The sequence below is a fragment of the Streptomyces sp. NPDC043738 genome (assembly GCF_056436545.1).
This window is the reverse complement of sequence record NZ_JBWKCJ010000029.1, coordinates 68,788-90,139: the sequence shown is the minus strand read 5'-3', so window position 1 is coordinate 90,139 and position 21,352 is coordinate 68,788. Positions and strand designations below refer to the sequence as shown.

Annotated in this window: 19 protein-coding genes and 1 pseudogene; 8 read left to right on the top strand and 12 right to left on the bottom strand. The window is 71.8% G+C overall.

All coding sequences use genetic code 11. The features are described 5' to 3' along the window. The first annotated feature begins 483 nt into the window (after positions 1-483). Together AC0680_RS30345 and AC0680_RS30340 are read left to right on the top strand one after the other, a co-directional pair. A complete protein-coding gene (locus tag AC0680_RS30345) occupies positions 484-1,866 on the top strand; it encodes a family 2B encapsulin nanocompartment shell protein (RefSeq protein WP_478635015.1) in 1,383 nt (460 codons plus the stop codon). Next, positions 1,853-3,319, top strand: coding sequence for a SufS family cysteine desulfurase (locus tag AC0680_RS30340; RefSeq protein ID WP_478635013.1), 1,467 nt, complete (start codon positions 1,853-1,855; stop codon positions 3,317-3,319). The genes AC0680_RS30345 and AC0680_RS30340 overlap by 14 nt, the downstream gene beginning before the upstream one ends. 155 nt (positions 3,320-3,474) lie before the next feature. Here the strand turns inward: AC0680_RS30340 and AC0680_RS30335 are convergent, their stop codons facing one another. Next, positions 3,475-3,705 carry a hypothetical protein gene (locus AC0680_RS30335; protein WP_478635010.1) on the bottom strand — a complete coding sequence of 77 codons (231 nt, stop codon included), beginning with the start codon at positions 3,703-3,705 and terminating at the stop codon, positions 3,475-3,477. A 645-nt stretch (positions 3,706-4,350) separates the two neighbouring features. Here AC0680_RS30335 and AC0680_RS30330 point away from each other — a divergent pair. Next, positions 4,351-4,860, top strand: a pseudogene (locus tag AC0680_RS30330) (DUF6817 domain-containing protein); the annotation flags it as partial. A 96-nt stretch (positions 4,861-4,956) separates the two neighbouring features. Beyond that, positions 4,957-5,886: a ketopantoate reductase family protein gene (locus AC0680_RS30325; RefSeq protein WP_478635081.1), complete on the top strand. Its 930-nt coding sequence runs from the start codon at positions 4,957-4,959 to the stop codon at positions 5,884-5,886. Here the strand turns inward: AC0680_RS30325 and AC0680_RS30320 are convergent. Beyond that, entirely contained in the window at positions 5,813-6,697 is an 885-nt protein-coding gene (locus AC0680_RS30320; protein WP_478635008.1) for an NAD(P)H-binding protein, read from the bottom strand. The genes AC0680_RS30325 and AC0680_RS30320 overlap by 74 nt on opposite strands. A 147-nt stretch (positions 6,698-6,844) precedes the next feature. Between AC0680_RS30320 and AC0680_RS30315 the strand changes: the two genes are divergently transcribed. Together AC0680_RS30315 and gntA are read left to right on the top strand one after the other, a co-directional pair. Then, positions 6,845-7,831 carry an Lrp/AsnC family transcriptional regulator gene (locus AC0680_RS30315; protein ID WP_478635005.1) on the top strand — a complete coding sequence of 329 codons (987 nt, stop codon included), beginning with the start codon at positions 6,845-6,847 and terminating at the stop codon, positions 7,829-7,831. A gap of 231 nt (positions 7,832-8,062) precedes the next feature. Next, entirely contained in the window at positions 8,063-8,722 is a 660-nt protein-coding gene (gene gntA / locus AC0680_RS30310) for a guanitoxin biosynthesis heme-dependent pre-guanitoxin N-hydroxylase GntA (protein ID WP_478635003.1), read from the top strand. 124 nt (positions 8,723-8,846) lie between these two features. On the opposite strand, the gene AC0680_RS30305 is transcribed toward gntA, so the two are convergent. The 3 genes from AC0680_RS30305 to AC0680_RS30295 form a co-directional block, all read right to left on the bottom strand. Further along, positions 8,847-10,598 carry a M28 family peptidase gene (locus tag AC0680_RS30305; RefSeq protein ID WP_478635001.1) on the bottom strand — a complete coding sequence of 584 codons (1,752 nt, stop codon included), beginning with the start codon at positions 10,596-10,598 and terminating at the stop codon, positions 8,847-8,849. A gap of 337 nt (positions 10,599-10,935) precedes the next feature. Continuing rightward, a complete protein-coding gene (locus tag AC0680_RS30300) occupies positions 10,936-11,724 on the bottom strand; it encodes a DeoR/GlpR family DNA-binding transcription regulator (protein ID WP_478634999.1) in 789 nt (262 codons plus the stop codon). A 37-nt stretch (positions 11,725-11,761) separates the two neighbouring features. Beyond that, positions 11,762-12,802: an NAD(P)-dependent alcohol dehydrogenase gene (locus tag AC0680_RS30295; RefSeq protein ID WP_478634998.1), complete on the bottom strand. Its 1,041-nt coding sequence runs from the start codon at positions 12,800-12,802 to the stop codon at positions 11,762-11,764. Positions 12,803-13,124: 322 nt separating this feature from the next. Here AC0680_RS30295 and AC0680_RS30290 point away from each other — a divergent pair, with 322 nt between their 5' ends. Continuing rightward, complete coding sequence (locus AC0680_RS30290; RefSeq protein ID WP_478634995.1) at positions 13,125-13,844, top strand: hypothetical protein; 720 nt, start codon at positions 13,125-13,127, stop codon at positions 13,842-13,844. Positions 13,845-13,878: 34 nt separating this feature from the next. On the opposite strand, the gene AC0680_RS30285 is transcribed toward AC0680_RS30290, so the two are convergent. The 4 genes from AC0680_RS30285 to AC0680_RS30270 all read right to left on the bottom strand — a co-directional run bounded on the left by AC0680_RS30285 (position 13,879) and on the right by AC0680_RS30270 (position 18,406). After that, entirely contained in the window at positions 13,879-14,493 is a 615-nt protein-coding gene (locus tag AC0680_RS30285) for a CAP domain-containing protein (RefSeq protein ID WP_478634993.1), read from the bottom strand. 261 nt (positions 14,494-14,754) lie between these two features. Then, complete coding sequence (locus tag AC0680_RS30280; protein ID WP_478635079.1) at positions 14,755-17,004, bottom strand: HelD family protein; 2,250 nt, start codon at positions 17,002-17,004, stop codon at positions 14,755-14,757. 239 nt (positions 17,005-17,243) lie between these two features. Next, positions 17,244-17,714 (bottom strand): cyanase, encoded by a 471-nt coding sequence (gene cynS / locus AC0680_RS30275; RefSeq protein ID WP_478634991.1) that lies wholly within the window; start codon positions 17,712-17,714, stop codon positions 17,244-17,246. An 89-nt stretch (positions 17,715-17,803) separates the two neighbouring features. Then, complete coding sequence (locus tag AC0680_RS30270) at positions 17,804-18,406, bottom strand: carbonic anhydrase (protein WP_478634989.1); 603 nt, start codon at positions 18,404-18,406, stop codon at positions 17,804-17,806. A gap of 136 nt (positions 18,407-18,542) precedes the next feature. On the opposite strand from AC0680_RS30270, the gene cynR reads away from it, so the two are divergent. Beyond that, complete coding sequence (cynR, locus tag AC0680_RS30265; protein ID WP_478634987.1) at positions 18,543-19,451, top strand: transcriptional regulator CynR; 909 nt, start codon at positions 18,543-18,545, stop codon at positions 19,449-19,451. A gap of 95 nt (positions 19,452-19,546) precedes the next feature. Here the strand turns inward: cynR and AC0680_RS30260 are convergent, their stop codons facing one another. From AC0680_RS30260 to AC0680_RS30250, 3 genes are all read right to left on the bottom strand, one after another. Continuing rightward, positions 19,547-19,843, bottom strand: coding sequence for a hypothetical protein (locus tag AC0680_RS30260; protein WP_478634985.1), 297 nt, complete (start codon positions 19,841-19,843; stop codon positions 19,547-19,549). A 148-nt stretch (positions 19,844-19,991) separates the two neighbouring features. Next, positions 19,992-20,654 (bottom strand): class I SAM-dependent methyltransferase, encoded by a 663-nt coding sequence (locus AC0680_RS30255; RefSeq protein WP_478634982.1) that lies wholly within the window; start codon positions 20,652-20,654, stop codon positions 19,992-19,994. Between the two features lie 134 nt (positions 20,655-20,788). Further along, positions 20,789-21,127, bottom strand: coding sequence for an ArsR/SmtB family transcription factor (locus tag AC0680_RS30250; RefSeq protein WP_478634979.1), 339 nt, complete (start codon positions 21,125-21,127; stop codon positions 20,789-20,791). Positions 21,128-21,352 lie beyond the last annotated feature (225 nt).

Genomic DNA, 21,352 nt, shown 5'->3' with positions numbered 1-21,352 from the left:
GGACCGCTCCCCGCCCCGGCTCGACGCGCCCAGGGACCGCACCCGACGTACACCCGGCAGATCATCAGTTCCCCCACTCCCCCGCTCCCCTCGGCCTCCGTGTGCCCCGTCCCTACCCGCATACCTCACCAGACCCTGGCGGATCGTCATAGGCCAGTGCCATAAGTCACCCTTTAGGAAACGCAAAGTAGTGTTATGAGGGCGAATCTGGTCGTATATGGGATGCCATGTGACGCCGAGTGACATGCCGCGACGTCGATGGAATGACTAATTCCGCTATGCCGACGCGTGGTACCGGCGGCACGACGCCGCGTAGTCGCTCAGGCATACGGACTTGCGCATCCAGTTCGGCGAGCGTTTCAGGCCGCACCCCGGCGGACGGTCGGTTGCGGGCCCGCGGAGCCCGACAACACGATCGGTTCGTTCCCGCGTGCCGTCGGCCCCGCGCCGGTCGTTCGGCATGCCTGTGTGCGAGGAGGTCCTGTGAACGACCAGATGAGTCTCAGCCCGAATGCGGCACGGCAGCTCGCGACCACCACCAAGACCACTCCGCAGATGCGCGGCATCACCCCGCGCTATCTGCTGCGCGCCCTGCCCTGGGTGGACGTCGAAGCAGGTGTCTTCCGCGTCAACCGCCGCCGTACGTACGTCCTCGGAGACGACCGCATCAGCACCCACGCCGACGGTGGCTCACCCCGCATCATCCCAGGCGACCTGCGGGAACTGCCCTACCTCAGGGAGGCCGACGACGCGCTGCTGGCCGAACTGGCGGGCGCCTTCACGGAAGTTCCCTTCGAGACCGGGCAGCTGCTCGCGCAGGACGGGGACGCGCACGACCGGCTGTGGGTGATCGCCCAGGGCCGCGCCGAGAAGCGGGTGAGCGGCCGCTACGGCGAGGACGCCCTGCTCGAAGTGATCGGCGACGGCCAGTTCTTCGACCTCGACGCCTGGACCCGCGGCGAGCCCCTGTCGTACCGCGTCAAGGCGCTCACCCCCGGCGTGGCACTGTGCGTCGAGCGCGGCGTGCTCGCGGGGCTGTGCGACCGCGACGCGACGGTGCGCGGGGCGATGGACGCCTACCTCGCGGCGGACGGCGTGCTGCCGGGCGCCGAGGTGCCGGTCGACCTCAAGGCCGGGCACGACGGCGAACCGGACCTCCCCGCGACCTTCGTCGACTACGAGGACACCCCCCGCGAGTACCACATGACCCTCGCCCAGACGGTGCTGCGCGTGCACACCAGGGTCTCCGATCTCTACAACGGGCCGATCGACCAGACCCGCGCCCAGTCCAACCTCACGGTCCACGCGCTGCGCGAGCGGCAGGAGGCCTCGCTGCTCAACCACCCGGAATTCGGCCTCTTCAACAACGTCGCCCCCGGCCAGCGGGTGCAGGCACGCACCGGCTCTCCGACCCCCGACGACCTCGACGAGCTGCTCACCCGCGTCTGGAAGCAGCCCGGCTACTTCCTCGCCCACCCCAGGGCCATCGCGGCGTTCGGCCGGGAGTGTACGCGCCGGGGCGTGCCCCCGATCATCGACAAAAGCTTCGGCAGCCCCCTGCTGACCTGGCGCGGGGTCCCCCTGCTGCCCTCCGACAAGGTGCGGTTCTCCGGCGGTGCCGGCATCGGCACCACCGAGATCCTGCTGATGCGCGTGGGCGAGGCCGAGCAGGGCGTGGTGGGCCTGCGCCCGGCGAAGGTCGAGGACGAGGTGGAGCCCGGCCTGTCGATGCGCAACATGGGCGTCGACCAGAAGGGCATCACGTCGTACCTGATGACGGCGTACTTCAACAGCGCGGTGCTGGTGGAGGACGCCCTCGCGGTGCTCCAGAACGTCGAGGTCTCCAACTACCATGACTACTCCTGACGTTACGCGGGGTCGGTGGCCCGGCACGGTCCCGCAGGCGACCACGGATCCGGCTGCGGCACTGCACGCGGTCACGGCTCCCACCACCGCGCCGACGGCGACCACGGCCGCCATGACGACTCCGGCGACCGCTCCGGCCCCGGCCACACCGCCGGTCGCCGAAGGGGCACCGTCCGCCACCTCCCCACCCGGCACTCCCCCACCCTCGCCACCCGCCGGTCTCCCCGGTCAACCGGTCGCCTTCTCGCCCGAGTTGGCGCGGCGGGACTTCCCGATCCTGCACCGGACCGTGAACGGGCACCCGCTGGTCTGGCTGGACAACGGGGCCACCACGCAGAAGCCGCGTCAGGTCATCGAGACGCTGGCCGGCTTCTACGGATCCGCCAACTCCAACATCCACCGTGGTGCCCACACCATGGCCCGGGAGGCCACCGAGGCGTACGAGGCGGGCCGGGCGGCGGTCGCCCAGTTCCTCGGCGCGTCGTCACCGGACGACGTCGTCTTCGTACGCGGCACCACCGAGGCGATCAACCTCGTCGCCCAGAGCTGGGGACGGGCCAACCTCGGCCCCGGGGACGACATCCTCGTGCCGGTGCTGGAGCATCACTCCAACATCGTCCCCTGGCAGTTGGTCGCCAAGGAGACCCGGGCCCGGGTGGTACCCGTACCGCTGCAACCGGACGGGCAGATCGACCTCACCGCGTACGCGGATCTGCTGTCGATGCGCACCCGACTCGTCGCGGTCAGCCATGCGTCGAATGTGCTCGGCACCGTCCCGCCGGTCCGCGAGATGACCGCGCTCGCGCACCGCTACGGGGCCAAGGTGCTGGTGGACGGGGCGCAGGCGGTGGCGCACTTCCCCGTCGACGTGCAGGACCTGGACGCCGACTTCTATGTGTTCTCCGGCCACAAGCTGTTCGCGCCCACGGGGATCGGCGCTCTGTACGCCAAGCCCGAGATCCTGCGCAGCATGGCGCCGTGGCAGGGCGGCGGCAACATGATCGAGTCGGTCGGCTTCGCCGGCACCTCCTATGCACCGGTGCCGCACCTCCTGGAGGCCGGTACCGGGCACATCTCCGGCGTGGTCGGTCTGCTGTCCGCGCTCAACTGGCTGACGTCCTTCGACCGGGACGCCATCGCCGCCTACGAGACCTCGCTCATGGCGCACGCACAGCAGGCCATGTCCACGGTTCCGGGGCTTGAGCTGCTGGGTTCGGCGCCCGAGCGGATCGCCGTACTCACCTTCACCCTCGCCGGTCACGATCCGTCACAGGTCGCTGACTGGCTGGACCGCGACGGCATCGCCATCCGGGCCGGCCACCACTGTGCCCAGCCCGCGCTGGCCCACTACGGCGTGGAGAGCGCGGCCCGGGCCTCCCTCGCGCTGTACAACACACCCGAGGAGGTGGACAAGCTGGTGGCGTCCTTGCACCGACTGCAGCAGGCCGCCTGACGCCGGGTCCGTCCGACGCCGCCGACCCGAGCGCGGTCGGCGGCGTCAGCGCGTCGCCGACCGTCTCCCGCGGCCCGGCACGGCGGCAGGGGTCCGGCCCGTGCGGGCAGGTCCCCTGCGGTGGAAGGTTTTCGTCGGTCCCGCGACTCGGATGATCAGCCGATGACGATCACGCTGATTCCGTAGTCGTCGAAGCCGAAGTGGTCGTGGCAGTCGCCCCAGCCCCAGTCGTCGTCACAGTCCCACCCGTGGGCGGAGGCGTGGGTGGGTGCGGCCGCCGGTGCGGCGGCGGGAGCCGCGCCGGCGGCGCCGGCCCCGGCGAGCACGAGGAAGGGCACTGCGCACAGTGCCGCGGCTATGCGGTGGGTCCTGGTCTTCGCGCGCATGATCGTCGTCCCCTCTCGGGGTTGGTGCGTTGCCGATGCATCGGCATGTCGATGTGGAGTTCTCCTGGGCTCACCGCCGTGCGCCGGGAACGCGCGAGGCCCTGACGCACCGTACGGGGGCGACTTAGCAGGACTCCGACCTGCTTCGCGGACATCGTTGCAACCTCAAACAGATGTCACTTCCGAGCGTAGGCACGGCGCCCCGGCAGGTCAAAAGATGCGCTCTCCGCATAGGCCCGGCCACAATGCGGGGCCGCCGGCGGGCCACCCGGGCGGTGTCCGGCAGGTCGACGCCGAAATCCAAGCGATTGCTTGGGCAGGGGCAAGAAAACCCTGGGATTGACTCGGATTTGAGGCATCCTCGATGATCACCGCAGGGCCAAGGGCGGCAACCACGCCCCTCTCCCGCACCAGGCCGGAGGGCCGGCGCGGGCCGGGGCAGGTGCCGACCCGTCAAGCACCGAGAGGAGCCCGAAGCCCATGTTCTCCGTACCTCCTGACGTCAATGGTTCAGGCAGCAATGATCCAGGAGCCGCTCCTGATAGCGGTTCAGGCATCGAATTCGAGATCGGTGCAAAGAGCGGTTCGGATTTCGATTCCGACAGCGGTTCAGATATCGGTCCGGTCATCGCCCGCGTCACCGACATGGCGCGCGAGTTGGGCGCCGACACGCTCGGGCATCCCGGTGGGACGCTGCTGGCCCACCTCCACCGCGTGCAGGAACAGCTCGCCGCGTGGGGCGCCCGGCCCGCCCTGCGGCTCGCCGGCCTGTGCCATGCCTTCTACGGCACCGACGGCTTCGCCACATCCCTGCTGCCGCTCGAGCGCCGCGCGGAGCTGGCCGCGGTCATCGGCGCCGAGGCCGAGGCGCTGGTGTACTTCTACGCCGGCTGCGACCGGGACGCCTCGTACCCCACGCCCGCGGACCCCGACGCCACCTTCCGGGACCGTTTCACCGGTCGTACCCACACGCCGGCCCTCGCGCTGCGGCGGGACTTCGCCGAGCTCACCGCCGCGAACGAACTCGACATCGCCCGCGTCGACCCCGCGTTCCGGGCGGCCTCGGGCGCCGGCCTGCTCAGCCTTTTCAGCCGCCTTCGACCACTCCTGAGCACGTCGGCGTGGCGGGACTGCCAGGCGGTGCTCTCCGCGCCGTCGGCCGCCCGCGGAACCGGAGCCGGGGCGGGGGACGCGACCGGAGCCGAGGCCGGTGCGGCGCCCGCGACCCGACCCGCCGCACGACCCTGGAGCGTGGCGGTGCTCGGCCCGGGCGGAGTCGGAGGTCTCCTGGCGGGCGTGCTGTCCCGCGCCGGACACCGGGTGATCTGTGTGGCGGGCGAGGCGACGACGCAGATGCTGCGGCGGGACGGCATCACGGTGCGCAGCCCGCAGTTCGGCGCCTTCACCGCGCGGGTCGAAGCCGACACCGAGCTGCGGGAACCGGTCGATCTGTGCCTGATCGCCGTCAAGCACACCGCTCTGGCCGCGGCACTGGAGCGGATCCCACCCGGCGTCGTCGGTGACGGCTGGGTGGTTCCGCTGCTCAACGGCATCGAGCACCCGGACGTGCTGCGCGGGCGCTACGGCGCGCGGTGCGTCGTGCCGGGCGTCATCCGTGTCGCCTCGACCCGGACCGCGCCGGGGACCATCGAGCACGGCAGCCCGTTCACCGAGATCGATCTGGCCGGAGCACCCGAGCGCCTCGGGGCGCTGGCGGCGGTGCTGGAGGAGGCGGGGGTGCGCACGCGTGTGGCCGACGACGAGACCGCCGCGCTCTGGGCCAAGCTGGCGTTCCTGGCTCCGTTCGCACTGCTCACCACCCATTACGGTCTGACCATCGGTGAGGTGCGGACCGAGCGGCGCGCGGAGCTGTCGGCCCTGGTGGCGGAGGCCGCCGCGGTGAGCGGGGCCTGCGGTGCGCCGGCCGATCCCGACAAGACCCTGGAGCTGTACGACGCGTTCCCGGGCGACAGCAAGTCGTCGATGCAACGTGACGCGGAGGCGGGCCGTCCACTGGAGCTCGACGCGATCGGCGGCGCGCTGCTGCGGGCGGCCGACCGGCACGGAGTGCCCGTGCCGGTCGCCGCCCGGTTGGTGGCCGCGCTGCTCACCGACGCCGACGGAACTCTTCGGCGTGGTCGAGGGCCCACTGGCGCAGGGTCCGCGCCGGTGCGCCGGTGATCTCCTCGACCGTGCCGGTGGTGACGGGGCGGGGCCCGTCGAGCATCTCGGCGTACCCGTTCAGCAGGACCTCCACGAAGGAGTCGGGGATCGCCGCATCGGCCAGCAGCAGCTGCCGAGCGGCTTCCCGCGACAGCTCCTGCCACGTCAGGGGCCGGCCGAGCGCCTCGCCGATCACGCGGACCTGCTCGGCCTGGGTCAGGACGTCCGGGCCGGTCAGCGTGTAGGTGGCAGCGTCGTGGCCGTCGTCGGTCAGGGCGCGTACCGCGACGGCGGCGATGTCCGCCTCGTGCAGGGGTGCCATGGCCGCGGCCCCGAAGGCGCCGCGTACCGCATCGCCGGTGCGGATCTGCTCAGCCCACCACAGGGCGTTGGCGGCGAAGGTGCTGGGCCGCAGGTGCGTCCAGCGCAGGCCGGAGTCCTCGATCAGCTGCTCCACCGCCCGGTGGGAGCGTCCCACCGGGTGTGGCTGCCGATCCCAGGGAAGCCCGCTCTGGACGGCGCCGGAGGACAGGAAGACCACGCGGCGCGCGTGTCGCTGGACGGCCTCCACGACGGCGGCGGCCGGCTCGGCGCTGTGGAAGGGCCACAGGAGGAAGACCGCGTCCACCCCCTGCAGGGCCGACTCCAGCGCGCCGGAGTCGGCCAGGTCGCCCTGGCGTACTTCGGTCTTCGGCGGAAGCCGGGCCGCGTCGGGGGTGCGGGTCAGTGCCCGCACGTCGCCCGCGTGGGCCGCCAGGAGCCGGGAGACCATCTGTCGGCCCACGTTCCCGGTCGCTCCCGTGACGAGGATCTTTCTGTTGGCGTTCATCGAGTTCATCGAAGCCTTCCGTGTGGGGAGGGGTGTGCCCAGGCCTGCCGGGACCGGCGGCGGGTGTCCACGATCACCGTGACGGGCATGGGAGGGCCATACAGCGTCGTCAGGACGCAGGAAGCCGTCACGAAGTAGCGTGATGCGATGGATACCGTCACCGATGTCGTGGGCATGGATGAGGTGGACCGCGGGCTGGTCCATGCGCTCCAGATCGACGGACGCGCATCGTTCCGCGCCGTCGCCGAGGTCCTCGACGTCTCGGAGAACACGGTCGCCCGCCGCTACCGCCGACTGCGGTCGGCCGGTGTCCTCCGGGTCGTCGGCGTCGTCAACGGCGTGCCGCTCGGCCACACGTCGTGGACTCTCCGGCTGCAGTGCACCCCGGATGCGGCCGGTGCCATCGCCGGCGCTCTGGCCGCCCGGTCCGACACGTCCTTCGTGTACCTGCTCTCCGGAGGGACGGAGATCTCCTGCAACGTCCAGACGCCGTCCGCCGCCGAGCGCGATGCCCTGCTGCTGCACAAGCTCCCCAGAACCAGCCGGGTCACCGCGGTCTCCGCGCACCTGCTGCTGCGCGCCACCGCTCTGCCGGACGCCTGGGCGGGGGCCGCCCGGCTCTCCACGGAGCAGGTCGACCGTCTGCGGCCCGCCCCGCCGTCCCCGGGCGACGGGCCGGTGGTCCTCGACGAGCAGGACCGGACGATGCTGGAGATCCTCGCGCGTGACGGCAGGGCCGGCTACGCCGAGCTCGCGGCCGCCATGGGCGCGGCGGACTCCACGGCGAGGCGCCGCCTGGAGGTGCTGCGGCGAGCCGGCGTCCTCACCTACGCCGTCGACATCGCTCCGGCGGCTCTGGGGTTCCCCACCGAGGCACGGCTGTGGATGTCCGTGCGGCCCTCCGCGCTGGCCGACGTCGCGGGTGAGCTGGCCGCGCATCCCGAGGTGTCGTTCGCCGCCATGACCACCGGCCCCAGCAATCTCGTCGCCGCGGTCAACTGCCGCAGCGCCGATGATCTGTGCCGGTATCTGACCGAGCGGGTGGCCGCGCTGGACGCCGTCCGGTCCCTGGAGACCGCGCCGGTGATCCGCACGCTGAAGCGCACCGGGAGCGGCCTTCCCGCCGCACGCTGACGGCGGTTCCCCCGGCGTCCCCAGGGCGTGCGGCCCGCCGGGGCGACGTCCCGCCCGATGGAGTGCGGCGCCCTTCGGCCACGCTCCTGTCGCTGCTGGTGAGGGCGGCCGACCAGGTGCCCGGTGGCCATGTCTTGACGAATCGGCGGGGTTCGATCTTCACTGCCAGAGTCCCCAGCACGACCAGGGCCCCACCCCCGGGCGATGCCCCCCTCACCGAAGGTCACGAACATGACGGTTGACGCCTCCGCCGCCACTGAAGTCGGGCAGTTCCTGCTCGGCAATGCCTTTCCCTGCCTGGCCGGCCGTTCGGCGTGGCGGCAGGGCGGTATCGCCCATCATCACTACACCTGGCTCGGGGACGACGGGGCCGCCCGGCAGATGACCGAGGACCTGCACGCCTATGTGAAGTCGGTGGACTGGGAGGCCAAGCCCTTCACCAGTTTCGTCGCCACCTTCTCGGGTCCGCTGAACGTGCCGGACACCGAGTTCGAGGACCTCATGTGGCAGCAGCTGCAGGCCGTTCACGATCATGACAGCCTGACCCACACCTGGGCCGACGGCTATGACCGCGACCCCTCGTCCGGCGCCTTCGCGTACAGCGTGGCCGGGCACCCGTTCTTCGTGATCGGGTTGCACGAGACGCACAGCCGCCTCGGCCGCCGCCCGCCGTTCCCGATGCTCGCCTTCAACTCCCACGCCCAGTTCAACCGGATAAAGGCCGCCGGCCTGTGGGACCGGCTCCAGGAGAAGATACGCAAGCAGGACATCGAGCTGCAGGGCGACATCAACCCGAACCTCGTGGAGTACGAGCAGCTCTCCGAGGCGCGGCGCTACTCGGGCCGCCGCAAGCCGGCCGACTGGAAGTGTCCCTTCACCGCCCGGGTCTGAGCCCGAAGACGTGCGGCGGGCCGCGTGGCGCTGGTGCGCCGGGGGGGGGGGGGGGGGGGGGGGGGGGGGGGGGGGGCCGGCCCCCCCCCCCCCCCCCCCCCCCCCCCCTCCGGGCAGTGGGAGGTCAGCCGGTCTGCAGGGCCGCGTCGTCGAGGACGAAGCTGGTCTGGAGGCTGGCGTCCTCGGTGGCGGTGAAGGTCAGGGTGATCTGCTGTCCGACGTAGCGGCTCAGGTCCAGGGTGCGCTGGGTGTAGCCGTTGGACGCGTCGGTGTTGGACAGGGTCGTCAGGGTGGTGCCGCCCACCTTGACCTTGAACGTGTCGTAGGCGGTGTTCCCGGTCTCGTCGGTGTCGATGTGCAGCCAGTAGGTCAGCGTCGCTCGGCTGCATCCGGCGGGCACGGTCACCGGCTGGCTGAGGGTGTCGGCGGCGGAGTAGCCGTAGCCGCCGAGCCAGGCGGACCTGCTGCCGCTGTGGGCGGGCTGGCCCGAGTGGGCGCCGATCGCGCCGGTGTCGCCCGTCCAGGGGGTGGTGCCGTTCTCGAATCCCCCGTTGCCGAGCAGCTGCTGACTGGTGCAGCTGCCGGTCCCCTTGACCGTCAGGGCGAAGGTCGTGGAGTGCGTGACGGATCCGGTGCCGGTGACCGTGAGGGAGTAGGTGCCGGGGGCCGCGCTCGCCGATGCGGCGACGGTCATGGCGGAGCTGTCGCCGGACGTCACCGAGGCGGGGCTGAAGGAGACGGTCACGCCCGCCGGGGCGCCCGACGCCGACAGCTGCACCGTCTGGGCGGAGCCCCTGGTGGTCGCCGTCGAGATCGTGCTGGTGACCGACGATCCCGGGTCGACGGTGCCGGAGGACGGGGCGGCGGCCAGGGAGAAGTCGTTCGACGGGGTGGTGTCGGAGACGGCGAGCTTCCACAGGGTGTAGGCGATGCCGTCCGCGCTGCGGTTCAGTCCGGTGCCGTTGATGTTGCCGGTGGTGTCACAGGACTGGTGGTAGCAGGGGTCGTAGGAGCGGTTGGCGGTGCCGCCCCACTTGGCGGCCTGGGCGGAGGTCTTCCTCGCGCCGGCGCCCATCGCGTATCCGGAGGTCGGGATGCCGGCCTGCTCGAAGGAGTAGTCGTCGGAGCGGCCGGCGCCCTCGGTGTTCTCCTCCGGCTGGAGGCCGAGGGAGTCCCAGTACGCCTTCATCGGCGCGGCGGCGGCGGAGGTGACGTGGTTGATGAAGTAGCCGCCGTTGGTCGAGGCGACCATGTCGAAGTTGTAGTACGCCTTGATCTTCGAACGCTCGGTGCTGGAGAGGGAGTTGACGTAGAAGTCGGAGCCGTTGAGGCCCTGCTCCTCGTCCGTCCACCAGCCGAAGCGGACGCGGGCGGCCATGGCGGGGTTCTGCTCCGCCAGGGTGAGTGCCGTCTCCAGCAGGGCACTGGAACCGGAGCCGTTGTCGTTGATGCCCGGTCCGGCGCCGACGCTGTCGAGGTGCGAGCCGAACATGTACACCGTGCCGGTGTCGCCCTTGGGCCATTCGGCGATCAGGTTGGGGCCGGCCCCGCTGGCGCAGCCGGAGGTGCAGGGCTGCTCGGTGACGGTGTAGCCGGCCGCTTGGAGCTTGCCCTTGACGTAGGCGACGGAGTCCCGGTAGCCCTGTCCGCTGGATTTGCGGTTGCCGCCGTTGCGGGTCGCGATGTTGTTCAGCTCGGTGAGGTGCGCCTGGACCTTGGCCACATCGATGTCGGGGGCGGCCAGGGCCGGGGCGCCGGCGGTGGCGGGCCGGAGGGCCTGCGGGGTGGCTGCGGCCGTGGGGGCCGCGGCGAGGACGGCTGCTGCGAGGGTGGCGGCGAGGGATATGCCGGCCACCGAGAGTCTTCGTAACACCATGGCTCCTTGAGGGGGTAGCGCGTTCTGCCGACGGGGATCTGGTGGGACGCCGGGTCGGGGCAGCGTGGTGTCGTCGTCCGGCCGGTTTCCGACGAGTGGGGGCCTTGCACGGCAGGAGGACGACATGTCGAGGACGGCATGTCCATGACCCAGGCGGCCGTACTGTCACATCAGGACGGGCCCGGCGTCAACGGAAGTTCCTGCGCAGGGCGTTGATTGTCGGAAAATGGCAGGCGCTGCCCGATATCCGGGCACTCGCCGGCGGGGTACGGCGGGGTCCGGCCGGGTGCGCACCACACCGACGGTGCTCGTCGATCCGAAGCACCTGCCGTGGGCGTCAGGCGTCGACCACGTCCACGGGCACGCCCAGGCGGCGCAGTTCGGTCAGCTCGCCGGGCGGCGTGGCGTGATCGGTGACGACCCGGTCGTAGCGGCTGATGTCGCCGTAGGCGTGCGTGGCGGTCTTGCCGAACTTGGTGTGGTCCACCAGGAGCAGCGAGCGCTGTGCGCAGTCCAGCATCGCTTCCTTGATCTCCGCGTATTCGCGTACGGGGTGGAAGAGCCGGCCGCCGAGGACGGACACGGCCGACATCACCGCGAGGTCGGCGCGGAGACGGCCGAGGGAGCGCAGCACGTCGGGGCCGACGCAGGAGCCGAACTCCCCGCGGTAGCGGCCGCCGAGGAGGGTGACGTCGGCACCCGGCGTCTCGTCGAACAGCCGGGCCACACCGAGGGAGTTGGTGACCACGGCGACCGCTTCGGTGCGGGCGATCCGGGCCGCGAGCGGGAAGACCGTGGTGGAGTCGTCCAGGACGACGGTGCTGCCCGGGCGGATCTCGTCGGCGACGGCGGCGCAGAGCGCCTCCTTCAAGGGACGGTTCGCGGCGATGCGGAAGCGCGTCGCGGTCTCCATGGTGAGGGACGGGAACGGCGCGGCCCGGCCGCGTTCCTTGCGCAGCAGCCGGCGTTCGGCCAGCTGGTCCAGATCGCGGTGCATGGTCGCGAGACTGACCCCGAAGTGCCGGGCCAGAGCGTCGATGCGCACCTCTCCGTGGTCGACGACGTGGGCCAGTACGTCCTGCCGTCGCCGGTCGACCTCGGCCAGCGACGACCGTGCGGAAGCCATCGGGGCCGCCTTTCCGGTCGGGCAGCGGCGGCGCGGCCTACCGCTGCGGATAGATGACGGCCTTGACGGCGGTCTCGTCGTGGGTGGCGACGGTCAGTGCGCTCTCAGCCTGGGCAAGACCGTAACCGTGCGAGACCAGGGAGTCGAGCCGGACCGCCCCCGACTCCACCAGCGCCGTCGCGGTGGGCCAGGTGTGTGCGTAGCGGAAGGTGCCGGTCAGTTCCAGTTCGTAGTTCTGCACCCGGTTCAGGGGCAGCGGGACCTCGTCCCCGCCCATGCCGACGAGGACGACGCGTCCGGCCCGGGCCACGGTGCGGATCGCCGCACCGCTCACCGCGGGGACGCCGGAGCACTCCAGCAGGACGGTGGGTGCGTACTCCGCCGCGCGCAGCGGTGTGCGGGAGACGTCGAGGGTGGTGGCGCCGGCGGCCCGGGCGAGTTCGAGGCGGTGCGGCAGGACGTCGGTGACGAGCACGTCCCGTGCGCCGAAGGCCCGTGCCGTCTGGGCGGCGATCAGTCCGATGGGCCCCGCACCGGTGATCAGGACGCGGTCGCCGGGGCCGACGCGGCCCTTGCGGCAGGCCCAGACCGCCACCGAGAGCGGCTCCAGCAGCGCGGCCTCCTCGACGGTCAGGGAGTCGGGGACCTCGTGGGCGAAGTCCTGCCGCACGGCGAGGTATTCGCAAAAGGCGCCGTCGACCGGCGGTGTGGCGAGGAAGCGCATGTCGGGGCAGAGGTTGTAGCGGCCCGGACGGCATTCGCCGCAGCTTCCGCAAGGGGTGCCGGGCTCGATGGAGACACGCCGGCCGATCCGGCGGGCGTCGACTCCCGGGCCGCCGGCGACCACCGTCCCGGCCGCTTCGTGCCCCAGGACGAGCGGCTCCCGCACGACGAAGTCGCCGATGCGTCCGTGCCGGTAGTAGTGCACGTCCGAGCCGCAGGTGCCGACCGCCTCGACGCGGATCAGCACCTCACCCGGACCGGGGGCGGGAACGGGGCGTTCTTCGATGCCGAGGCGCTCGGGTCCGTGCAGTACGGCGGCACGCATGGTGGCGGGAATCGTGGGGGTGACGGTCATGGCGGGCTCACGGCTCCCTGGGGCTGGGGTGGGACGGGGACAGGGACGGGGGGACAGGGACAGCACGGTAACGCGTTCTGCTAGCAACATACCCTTGATTTTGCACAAAATAAGAGAAGAAACGTTGCCGGTTCGCGCGCTTCGCCACATCACCGGGCCGCCGTCCCGCACCCCGCCGCGTCCGCCCGCCCGCCCGCCACATGCCCTCTCCAGAACACCGTCAGCCGTTCCCGTGCCCGTGCCCGGCGGAAGGCGTCGGGAGACTTCATCATGAATACGGAGGGGAACCTGGAGTGACCTCCCGCTCACGAAAGGGGTCCCCATGCACCCTCGCCGCCTCGCGACGGCCGTCCTTCTGGCGCTCGCGATCGCCGCTCCCGCTCCGGCACGCCCCTCCTCCGCCGGCCCGCCCCCGGACGCGCCGGCCGCTCCCGCCCGGCCCGCCGGCCACACCGAGGTCCCCGTCCAGAGCGGCTCGGCCGTCGTGCGCATGCCCACCGCCCTGCTCGCCGCGCTCGCAGCCGACGGTGTGGCGATCACCGGGGTCGGCCCCGGCGGCGAGGTCGAGCCGCACGATTTCGGCCACTCCGACGGCGCTATGCGGCTGCGCGTCAAGGACGGCGCGGTCACCAACAGCGGCGGCACGGTCGGCGGCGAGCTGCACTTCGCCGACTCCGGTATGGCACTGGTCAACGGCGCAACCGACAAGACCGTCAAGGTCACCGGCTTCGAAGCCGACCTCTCCCAGGGCACCTTCCGGGCCCGCGTCACCGACGGCGTGCACGACGGCACCACGCTCACCCTGGGTACCTTCGCCCGGCCCGGCATCCGCTCGTCCCTCGACACCCGGACCGCGGTCCTGCGCCTGGACGTCGCCCTCGCGACCGCGGCGGGCGCCGCCGCCCACCTCAACGCGGCCCTCGGCACCAGCCGCTTCACCCACGGCGGACCACTCCTCCAGGCCCGCGTCGTCGTCTCACTCGACCCGACCGTGGACCTCGCCACGGCCCTCAACTTGGGCCGTGGAGGCCCTCTCCCGTAAGGCCGGTCCGAGCGTCAGGCCCCAGGGGTCGCCGTCAACGGGGGCTGGCGAAGTCCTGTGTCCACCACGGTCCGCCGGTGCCGAAGCGGATGCCGACGCCGATGTCCGCCAGGTCGCACTGCAGGATGTTGCGGCGATGGCCGGGGCTGTCCATCCAGGCGCTCATGACGGCGGAGGGCGTCGCCCGGCCGACGGAGATGTTCTCGCCGTACGAGGACCATGCATAGCCGGCCCGGGTGATCCGCTCCCCCGCGTCGGTGCCGTCGGGGTTGGTGTGGTCGAAGAAGTGACGGGTGGCCATGTCGTCCGAGTGGCGCTGCGCGGCCCGCTGCAGCACGGCGTTCCACCGGACGGGCGGGCACCCGTGCCCGGTGCGCTCGGCGTTCACCAGCCGTACGACCTCGCGCACGTACTCGGACGGGTCCTGCTCTGCCGGATCGCGGTCTGCCGGGGCGGCAGCGGACGTGGGCCACGCGGCAGGCGCCGGAGTGGGGCGGGCGGCGTCCGCGGGCCGCGGCGGCGGGGCCTCGACGGCCGTCGCCACATCGAGTCCCACGGCGCCCAGGACCACGCCCACAGCGGTGGCGATCGCGGCCCTCGCGGTGCGGCGCTCGGGACGGCGCCGGTGCTTCCGGTGCTTTCCGGGCATGCCGAACCTCCAATCTGCCCCTCTGCGCGAAGGGCCGGCGCGGAGCGGCCGGGCGGCCCGCCCACGGGGGACTTGGGTGCGGTGGGCGGGTGATGCCTTGCCAGGGACGGTGTCGTCCATGCCCTGGGGAAGGGCTTCGCCGGGGCATTACCGGGCGCGCGGGCGGCCTGCGCCCGCCATGCCCGGCTCCGTCACGCCCCCGTCGCCCCCCGCCTCTGCTCCTCCTCCGCACCTGCGCCCACTCCGGCCGTCAACCGGCCCTCAACGCGGCGCGGTTGCGGTCTCCTCCGGCAGCAGGGTTTCCAGTCCCGCCGGCAGCGCCCGGGTATGGATCACACCCAGCCGTTGCGTCGCCCGGGTGAGCGCGACGTACAGGTCGCTCGTCCCGAACTCCTCCGGTGCCGCCACGATCACCGTGTCGAACTCCAGGCCCTTGGCCTGCCGGGGGTCGAGCAGCACCACCGGGCCGGTCAGGTCCGGCGAGGGGCCGGCGGAGGCGGCCGGGAGGGCGGTGCGCAGCGCCGCATGGTGCGGGCGCGGGGCGATCACCGCGAGGCGGCCGGACGCGTCGCGGGTCTCGCGCCGGACGGCCTCGGCCACCGCGCCGGCCAGGTCGTCGGTGCGGTGCGCCCACGGCGGTCTGCCCGTGGAGCGGATCGAGCGCGGCGGTGCGAAGTCCGGGTCGACGGCCCGGGGAACCCGCGCGGCGAGCTCCATGATCTCGGTCGGCGTACGGTAGTTGACGCCGAGTCTGACGTGCTGCCGGCGCTCGCCGACGTACGGCTCGAGGATCGCCTCCCAGGTGCCGCAGCCGCCCGGCTCCGCGGTCTGCGCCGGGTCGCCGACCAGGGTCATCGAGCGGGTCGGGCAGCGGCGCATCAGCAGCCGCCACGCCATCGCGGACAGTTCCTGCGCCTCGTCCACGATGATGTGGCCGAAGGCCCAGGTGCGATCGGCGGCGGCACGTTCGGCGGCGCTGCGGTGGTCGGTCTCCTCCTGCCGGTCGGCGAGGCGTTCGGCGTCGATCAGGTCGTGCGCGGCCAGCACCTCCGAGTCCTCGTCGTCGCGGTCCTCGAACTCCTGGGTGCGCGAGCCGTAGGAGAGTTCGAGGACGCCCTGCGCGTAGGCGATCCGCTCCTGCCGCTCGGCCTCGGCCGCGGCACGGGCCGCCGAGTCGTCCTCGCCGAGGAGTTCGGCGGCCTCGTCCAGCAGGGGAACGTCGGCAGGGGTCCAGTCGTCGTCGCCGACCGCACGGCGGATCGCTCGGGCGTCCGCGTCGGGGAGGTGGACGGGGTCGGCGAGGAAGTCGCCGACCAGCTGCCGCGGCGTGAGGGAGGGCCACAACTCCTCGATGGCGCGGTGTACTTCGGGGTTGACGGCGACGGCCTTGCCTAGCTGGGCGACGTCGTCGGGGCCGAGCAGGTTCGGGCCGCCGTAGGGGTCCGCGCCGATCCGGTCGACCAACTGGGCGGTGAGCGCGTCGATGACGCGGAAGGCGAAGTGGGGGCGGGCGAGGTTGTGCGGCAGCCCGGTCTCCCGTGCCCGGCGCCGTGCCTCGTACGCGATGTCCGCGTCCAGTCGCAGTTCGCCGTCGTCGTGCTCGATCACGATCGCGGGGTCGGGCAGGGACTGCCGGTCGCGTACGAAGCGTGCCAGCGCGTCGGCCATCGTCGCGCCGCCCTTGACCTCGGCGGCCCTGGCGGTGTCGGTTCCGGTCGCGCGGATGCCGGGGAAGAGCTCTCCGATGGTGGCGAGCAGCACCCCGGTCTCGCCGAGCGCGGGCAGCACCTCCTCGATGTAGCTGAGGAACGCCGGGTTGGGCCCGACGATCAGCACGGCGCGGCGGGCGAGCAGCTCTCGGTGCGCGTAGAGCAGATATGCCGCGCGGTGCAGCGCGACGACGGTCTTGCCGGTGCCGGGGCCGCCCTCCACGACGAGCACGCCGTGGTGCGGGGCGCGGATGATGCGGTCCTGCTCGGCCTGGATGGTCTGCACGATGTCGTGCATCCGACCGGTGCGCGCCGCGTCCAGCGCGGCCAGCAGCACGGCGTCCGCGTCGGTGCCCTCGTGCCCGGTGCGTTCGGTGTCGGTCAGGTCCAGGATCTCGTCGTGGAGGCCGGTGACCCGCCGGCCCTCGGTCGTGATGTGCCGTCTGCGGCGCAGCCCCATCGGGGTGTGACCGGTGGCGAGGTAGAACGGGCGGGCGACCTCGGCCCGCCAGTCGATGACGAGCGGGGTGCGGTCGGCGTCGTCGCGCCGGATTCCGATTCGGCCGATGTGGTGGTCGCTGCCGTCGCGAAACGCCAACCGGCCGAAGCACAGGCCGTTCTCCCCGGCTTCGAAGGCGGCCAGCAGTCCGGCCTGCTCGGCCACCATGACATCGCGCTCCAGCCGCGCCTGGGCGTTGTTCCCCTCCCGCGGCAGGGTTGCCCGCACCGCCGCCGCGGCGCCGTCCCGCATTTCGGCGAGTCGCTCATGGAGCAGATCGGTGAATTCCTGCTCGCGCCGCAATTCCTCGTTTGACAATTGAACTCCGCTCGGATATGGTTCGGAATGAACATTGGGAATGTGCCTTCAACTGAGCTTCAGTTGGGTCAGGACACAGAAGCCCTCAATATACGCAGAGAAATACCCCGGCCGTCAATTCGGTCCGGGGTATTTCTCTATTGTGCGGCCCGTGCGGCAGCGGACCGTCCGAGGTGGCGCTCGGCGCGCCTTGGGAGCAGCTGGAACTGCTGCTCCAGCGGGACTCAGAAGGGCTTGGTCGGCAGGTACTTGCCGTCCAGCGTGATCACCGCGCGCTCGCCGCCTTCGGGATCGGCGACCTTCTTGACGTCCAGCGTGAAGTTGATCGCGCTGATGATGCCGTCACCGAACTGCTCGTGGACCAGCGCCTTGAGGGTGGTGCCGTAGACCTGGAGCATCTCGTGGAAGCGGTAGATGGTCGGGTCGGTGGGGATGCCGCCGGGGAGGGAACCGCGGGTCGGGATGGTCTGCAGCAGCAGCGCCGCGTCGCCGTCCAGGCCCAGGAGTTCGGCCACCGCACGGGCGGCGGGCTCCGGCAGGGCGTGCTGGCCGAGGACGGCGGCGGTGACGAAGGCGACGGACAGACCGGCGGCGTCGGCGATCTGCTGCCAGGACAGGTCCTTGCGCAGCTTGGCCTCGACGGCTTCGGCGGCCAGGGCCTGGCGGGCGGCGGGGTCGATCTGAGCGTGCTTCATGACAGAGGTGTCCTTTCGGTTCAGGGTTGCGGAGGTGCCGTTCGCCCGTGATTCGGCGGAACGGCGGGTGTGAGGACCGGTGGGCCGGCTCAGCCCGCGGGGACGGGCGTGCGGCCGGCGGCGCCGACTTCTTCGACGGTGCCGGTGGGAATGTCGTAGACCCAGCCGCTGAGGGTGAGCGCGTGGCGCGCCAGGGCGCGGGCGACCGACGGGTGGGTGGCGAGGTTCGCCAGTTGGGCCCGCACGTTCTCGCGCACGAGGGTGCTGACCTCCGCTTCGGCGGCCGAGGCCGAGGCGCGGGCGCGGGCCGCGTCCGCGTGGCGCAGCCAGTCGGCGACCGCCGGTGTCGCGGTCAGGTCGTGGCGCTCGGCGAGGGCGGTCATCGCGCCGCAGGCGGAGTGCCCGCACACCACGATCTCGCGTACGCCCAGGATTGCGACGGCGTACTCGATGCCGGCCGCGACGCCGTCCGGGCCGGGTGTGTGGGCGGGGACGAGGTTGCCGGCGGTACGGATGACGAACAGCTCACCCGGCTCGCTCTGGGTGATCAGCTCCGGCACCACGCGGGCGTCGGAGCAGCCGATGAACAGCGTCGTCGGCCGGTGGGTGGTCGCCAGGTGCGCGAACAGTTCCGCCTTGGCCGGGTGGACGTCCCGCTGGAATCGCGCGACGCCCTCGGTGAGGTCCTGCACGGATGAATCCCTTCGGTGGCTGTCGGCCCGCTGCGGGCTGACCCCATTCACCCTGCACGAACTGGACCTATAGCGTCCAAGACGAAATATCCATGACTTCCATTGATGCCATCTATGGCTGTCCTATAGTAGTCGTATGGCAGCCCTGGAACTGCGTCATCTGCGCTATCTGCTCGCCGTCGCCGAGCACGGCAGCTTCACTCGCGCGGCCGAGGACCTGCACATCTCCCAGCCCACCCTGTCCCAGCAGGTCAAGCAGCTGGAGCGCACGGTGGGCGTGCAGCTGCTGGACCGCACGGGGCGCACCGTGCGGCTCACCGACGCCGGCGAGATCTACGTCCACCACGCCCGGCGGGCCCTACGGGACCTGGCGGCCGCCGAGCGCGCCGTGCTGGACGTGGCCGACCTGTCCCGTGGGCACCTGCGGCTGGCGGCCACGCCGACCTTCACCGCCTACCTCATCGGGCCCCTGGTCGCCGAACTCCACACCCACCACCCCGGGATCACCCTGGACGTCAAGGAGATGACGCAGGACCGCATCACCTCCGGGCTGCTGGCCGACGAACTCGACCTCGGGATCGCCTTCCACGGCACCCACCCGCCCGGCATCACCGCGACCCCGCTGTTCACCGAGACCCTGGGTCTGGTCGTCGGCGGCCGCCCGCCCGCCGACGACCGGGCGCAGCCGCTGTCGGCGGGTGACCTCGGCGAGTATCAACTGGCCCTGCTCAGTGGCGACTTCGCCACCCGTGGCCATATCGACGCCTACTTCGCCGCCCATGGTGTGCGGCCGCGCATCGCCGTCGAGTCGAACTCCATCCAGGCGCTGACCGAGATCGTCCAGCGCACCTCCCTGGCCACGGTCCTGCCCGACGCCGTCACCCATGACCACCCGCGCCTCTCCCCGCTCCGCCTCTCCCCCGCCCTGCCGGCCCGCACCGTCGGCCTCCTGCGCCGTGAGAACGCCTACCGGAGCGCCGCCGCCCGCGCCTTCACGCGGCTCACCCAAGAAGTCGTGCACTCCCGCGGCTACCCGCCCGCCTGAGCGGAATCCCCGGCGGGCGCGCGGGGCCCGCATCGCCGCCAAGAGGGCAATCGCAGGCGGGCCGGCATGTGGGGCCGGCCCGCTGACGCCTCCCGTCAGGACAGCTTGTAGGAGAGCGTGTAGTGGGCACCGTCCTCTCGGAACTTCATCTCGCCGTAGCCGAGAAGCGGAACCTGCTCGCCGAGCAGATCGTCGGCGTCGGCGTCGTCGCTCTCGTACATGCGGACCTCCGCGACATCGCCCGCGAAGTGGAAGGACTTGTTGATGTGGCGCTTCTCGCCCTTCTCGATGCTGGTCGAGTAGACCGAACGCCCACCGTTGATGGTGAGGTAGATGTCGTCCGCCCCGTTCCAGTCCTCCTGCTCGACGCATTCGAGCGTGTAGAACGTCACGACGCCCACAGGTTTCCCCCTAAATGGTCGGTGTGTGCACTGCGGACCGATCTTGCCCGCCGGGGATCAACGGTTGCTGAACAGGCGACTGCCCGGGCCGCCACAGCTTCCGTGCCGCTGCCCCCTCCCCGGTGGCCTGGTGTCACGGTCATCGGGGCAGGGTCTGGGTGACGCGCCACAGACGACGGGGCAGCTCGCCCTCATCAAAGGCGTGGACCTCGTCCAGGGTCCAGCCGTGAGCGAGGGCGTCGACCAGGCCACGGTCGAAGAAGTGGACGGCGAAGCCGCCGTGCTCGTAGATGTCGTCGCCGTGCGCGGTGCCGGCTCCGTAATGGGCGTCGCCGGTGTGCCGGACGGTGTAGACGAGGATGCCGCCGGGCCGCAGGACGCGGCGGATCTCGCCGACCACCGCCTGGATCTCCTTCGTGGACAGGGCCATGCACAGCAGCATGTGCGCGAAGGCCGCGTCCACGGAGGCGTCCGGCAGCGGCAGCCGGTCGCGCACGTCGTGCACCACGGCGGTGATCTGCCCGGCCACGCCCTGCGCCTGGGCCGCGTCGCGCAGTTGCTCCAGCCCGGTGGGGCTGAAGTCGGTGGCCTGGACGGTGAACCCCTCGCGAGCGAAGTACAGGGCATCGCGGCCGTGCCCGGCGCCGAGCTCCAGCACATCCGTGGCCCCGGCCGTACGGAAGACATCGGCGGCGTGGACGGCCGGCGCCGAGGGTTGCTCCCCGTACATGCCGGGATGGGCGGCGTAGACGTCCTGCCAGTGCCGCTGCTGGATCTCGGCCAGCTCCTGCTCGTCCGCCACGGTCTTCGACCTCCCGTTCGTGGGATCGCGGCCCTGCGGCCGTTCGGAAACGCGCTCCCATTCACCGCCGAAGTCGCTCGTTGGCCTTGCCGCTGGCGATGTCCTCGAGCCGACGCCGACGAGCCCGCTGCCGTTCAGTCCTCCGGGCGGAGGGCCAGGGCGAGGAGGCCGGGGAAGCGGGCGTCGAACTCCTCGCGGCGCAGCCGGTTGAGGCGTTTGGTGCCCTGGTCGCGTTGTTCGACGAGGCCGGCGTCGCGAAGGACGCCGAAGTGGTGGCTCTTTGCGGCCCTGCCGACGGGTACGTCGAAGTTGCTGCAGCTGAGCGTCCAGTCGGAGTGGCCCGCCAGCTCGCGGATCAGCTGAATGCGCACCGGGTCTGCGAGTGCGGACAGGGCGGTGAGCAGGGGGACGTCGGCGGGGTGTGTGTGCACGGGCGCCGGTCGGTGCCCTCCGGCTTCGGTGTGCTCCGACATCCCTCTTCCTCCTGCGCGGTCATCACACCCGTTTGCGGAATGTTCGACTTCCATCTTACATTGCCGATGTTCGCTTCCGGTTGAACATTGGTGGAAGGGTGGTCCGAGGATGCGCGCCGTCGAGTTCCAGTGCCCCTGCCCGCCACCGCCGGTTCCCCCTCCCCGACGCAGGCGGCGCCCACCGGCTCATGGGCGGACGCACCTCTGCCGGCGAGCCGCTGCCGC

Excerpts from the sequence above, each read along its gene's own strand:
- AC0680_RS30340 (WP_478635013.1), top strand. The coding sequence starts at position 1,853 with ATGACTACTCCTGACGTTACGCGGGGTCGGTGGCCCGGCACGGTCCCG.
- AC0680_RS30335 (WP_478635010.1), bottom strand. The coding sequence starts at position 3,705 with ATGCGCGCGAAGACCAGGACCCACCGCATAGCCGCGGCACTGTGCGCA.
- AC0680_RS30320 (WP_478635008.1), bottom strand. The coding sequence starts at position 6,697 with ATGAACGCCAACAGAAAGATCCTCGTCACGGGAGCGACCGGGAACGTG.
- AC0680_RS30315 (WP_478635005.1), top strand. The coding sequence starts at position 6,845 with ATGGATACCGTCACCGATGTCGTGGGCATGGATGAGGTGGACCGCGGG.
- gntA (WP_478635003.1), top strand. The coding sequence starts at position 8,063 with ATGACGGTTGACGCCTCCGCCGCCACTGAAGTCGGGCAGTTCCTGCTC.
- AC0680_RS30305 (WP_478635001.1), bottom strand. The coding sequence starts at position 10,598 with ATGGTGTTACGAAGACTCTCGGTGGCCGGCATATCCCTCGCCGCCACC.
- AC0680_RS30300 (WP_478634999.1), bottom strand. The coding sequence starts at position 11,724 with ATGGCTTCCGCACGGTCGTCGCTGGCCGAGGTCGACCGGCGACGGCAG.
- AC0680_RS30295 (WP_478634998.1), bottom strand. The coding sequence starts at position 12,802 with ATGACCGTCACCCCCACGATTCCCGCCACCATGCGTGCCGCCGTACTG.
- AC0680_RS30290 (WP_478634995.1), top strand. The coding sequence starts at position 13,125 with ATGCACCCTCGCCGCCTCGCGACGGCCGTCCTTCTGGCGCTCGCGATC.
- AC0680_RS30285 (WP_478634993.1), bottom strand. The coding sequence starts at position 14,493 with ATGCCCGGAAAGCACCGGAAGCACCGGCGCCGTCCCGAGCGCCGCACC.
- cynS (WP_478634991.1), bottom strand. The coding sequence starts at position 17,714 with ATGAAGCACGCTCAGATCGACCCCGCCGCCCGCCAGGCCCTGGCCGCC.
- cynR (WP_478634987.1), top strand. The coding sequence starts at position 18,543 with ATGGCAGCCCTGGAACTGCGTCATCTGCGCTATCTGCTCGCCGTCGCC.
- AC0680_RS30250 (WP_478634979.1), bottom strand. The coding sequence starts at position 21,127 with ATGTCGGAGCACACCGAAGCCGGAGGGCACCGACCGGCGCCCGTGCAC.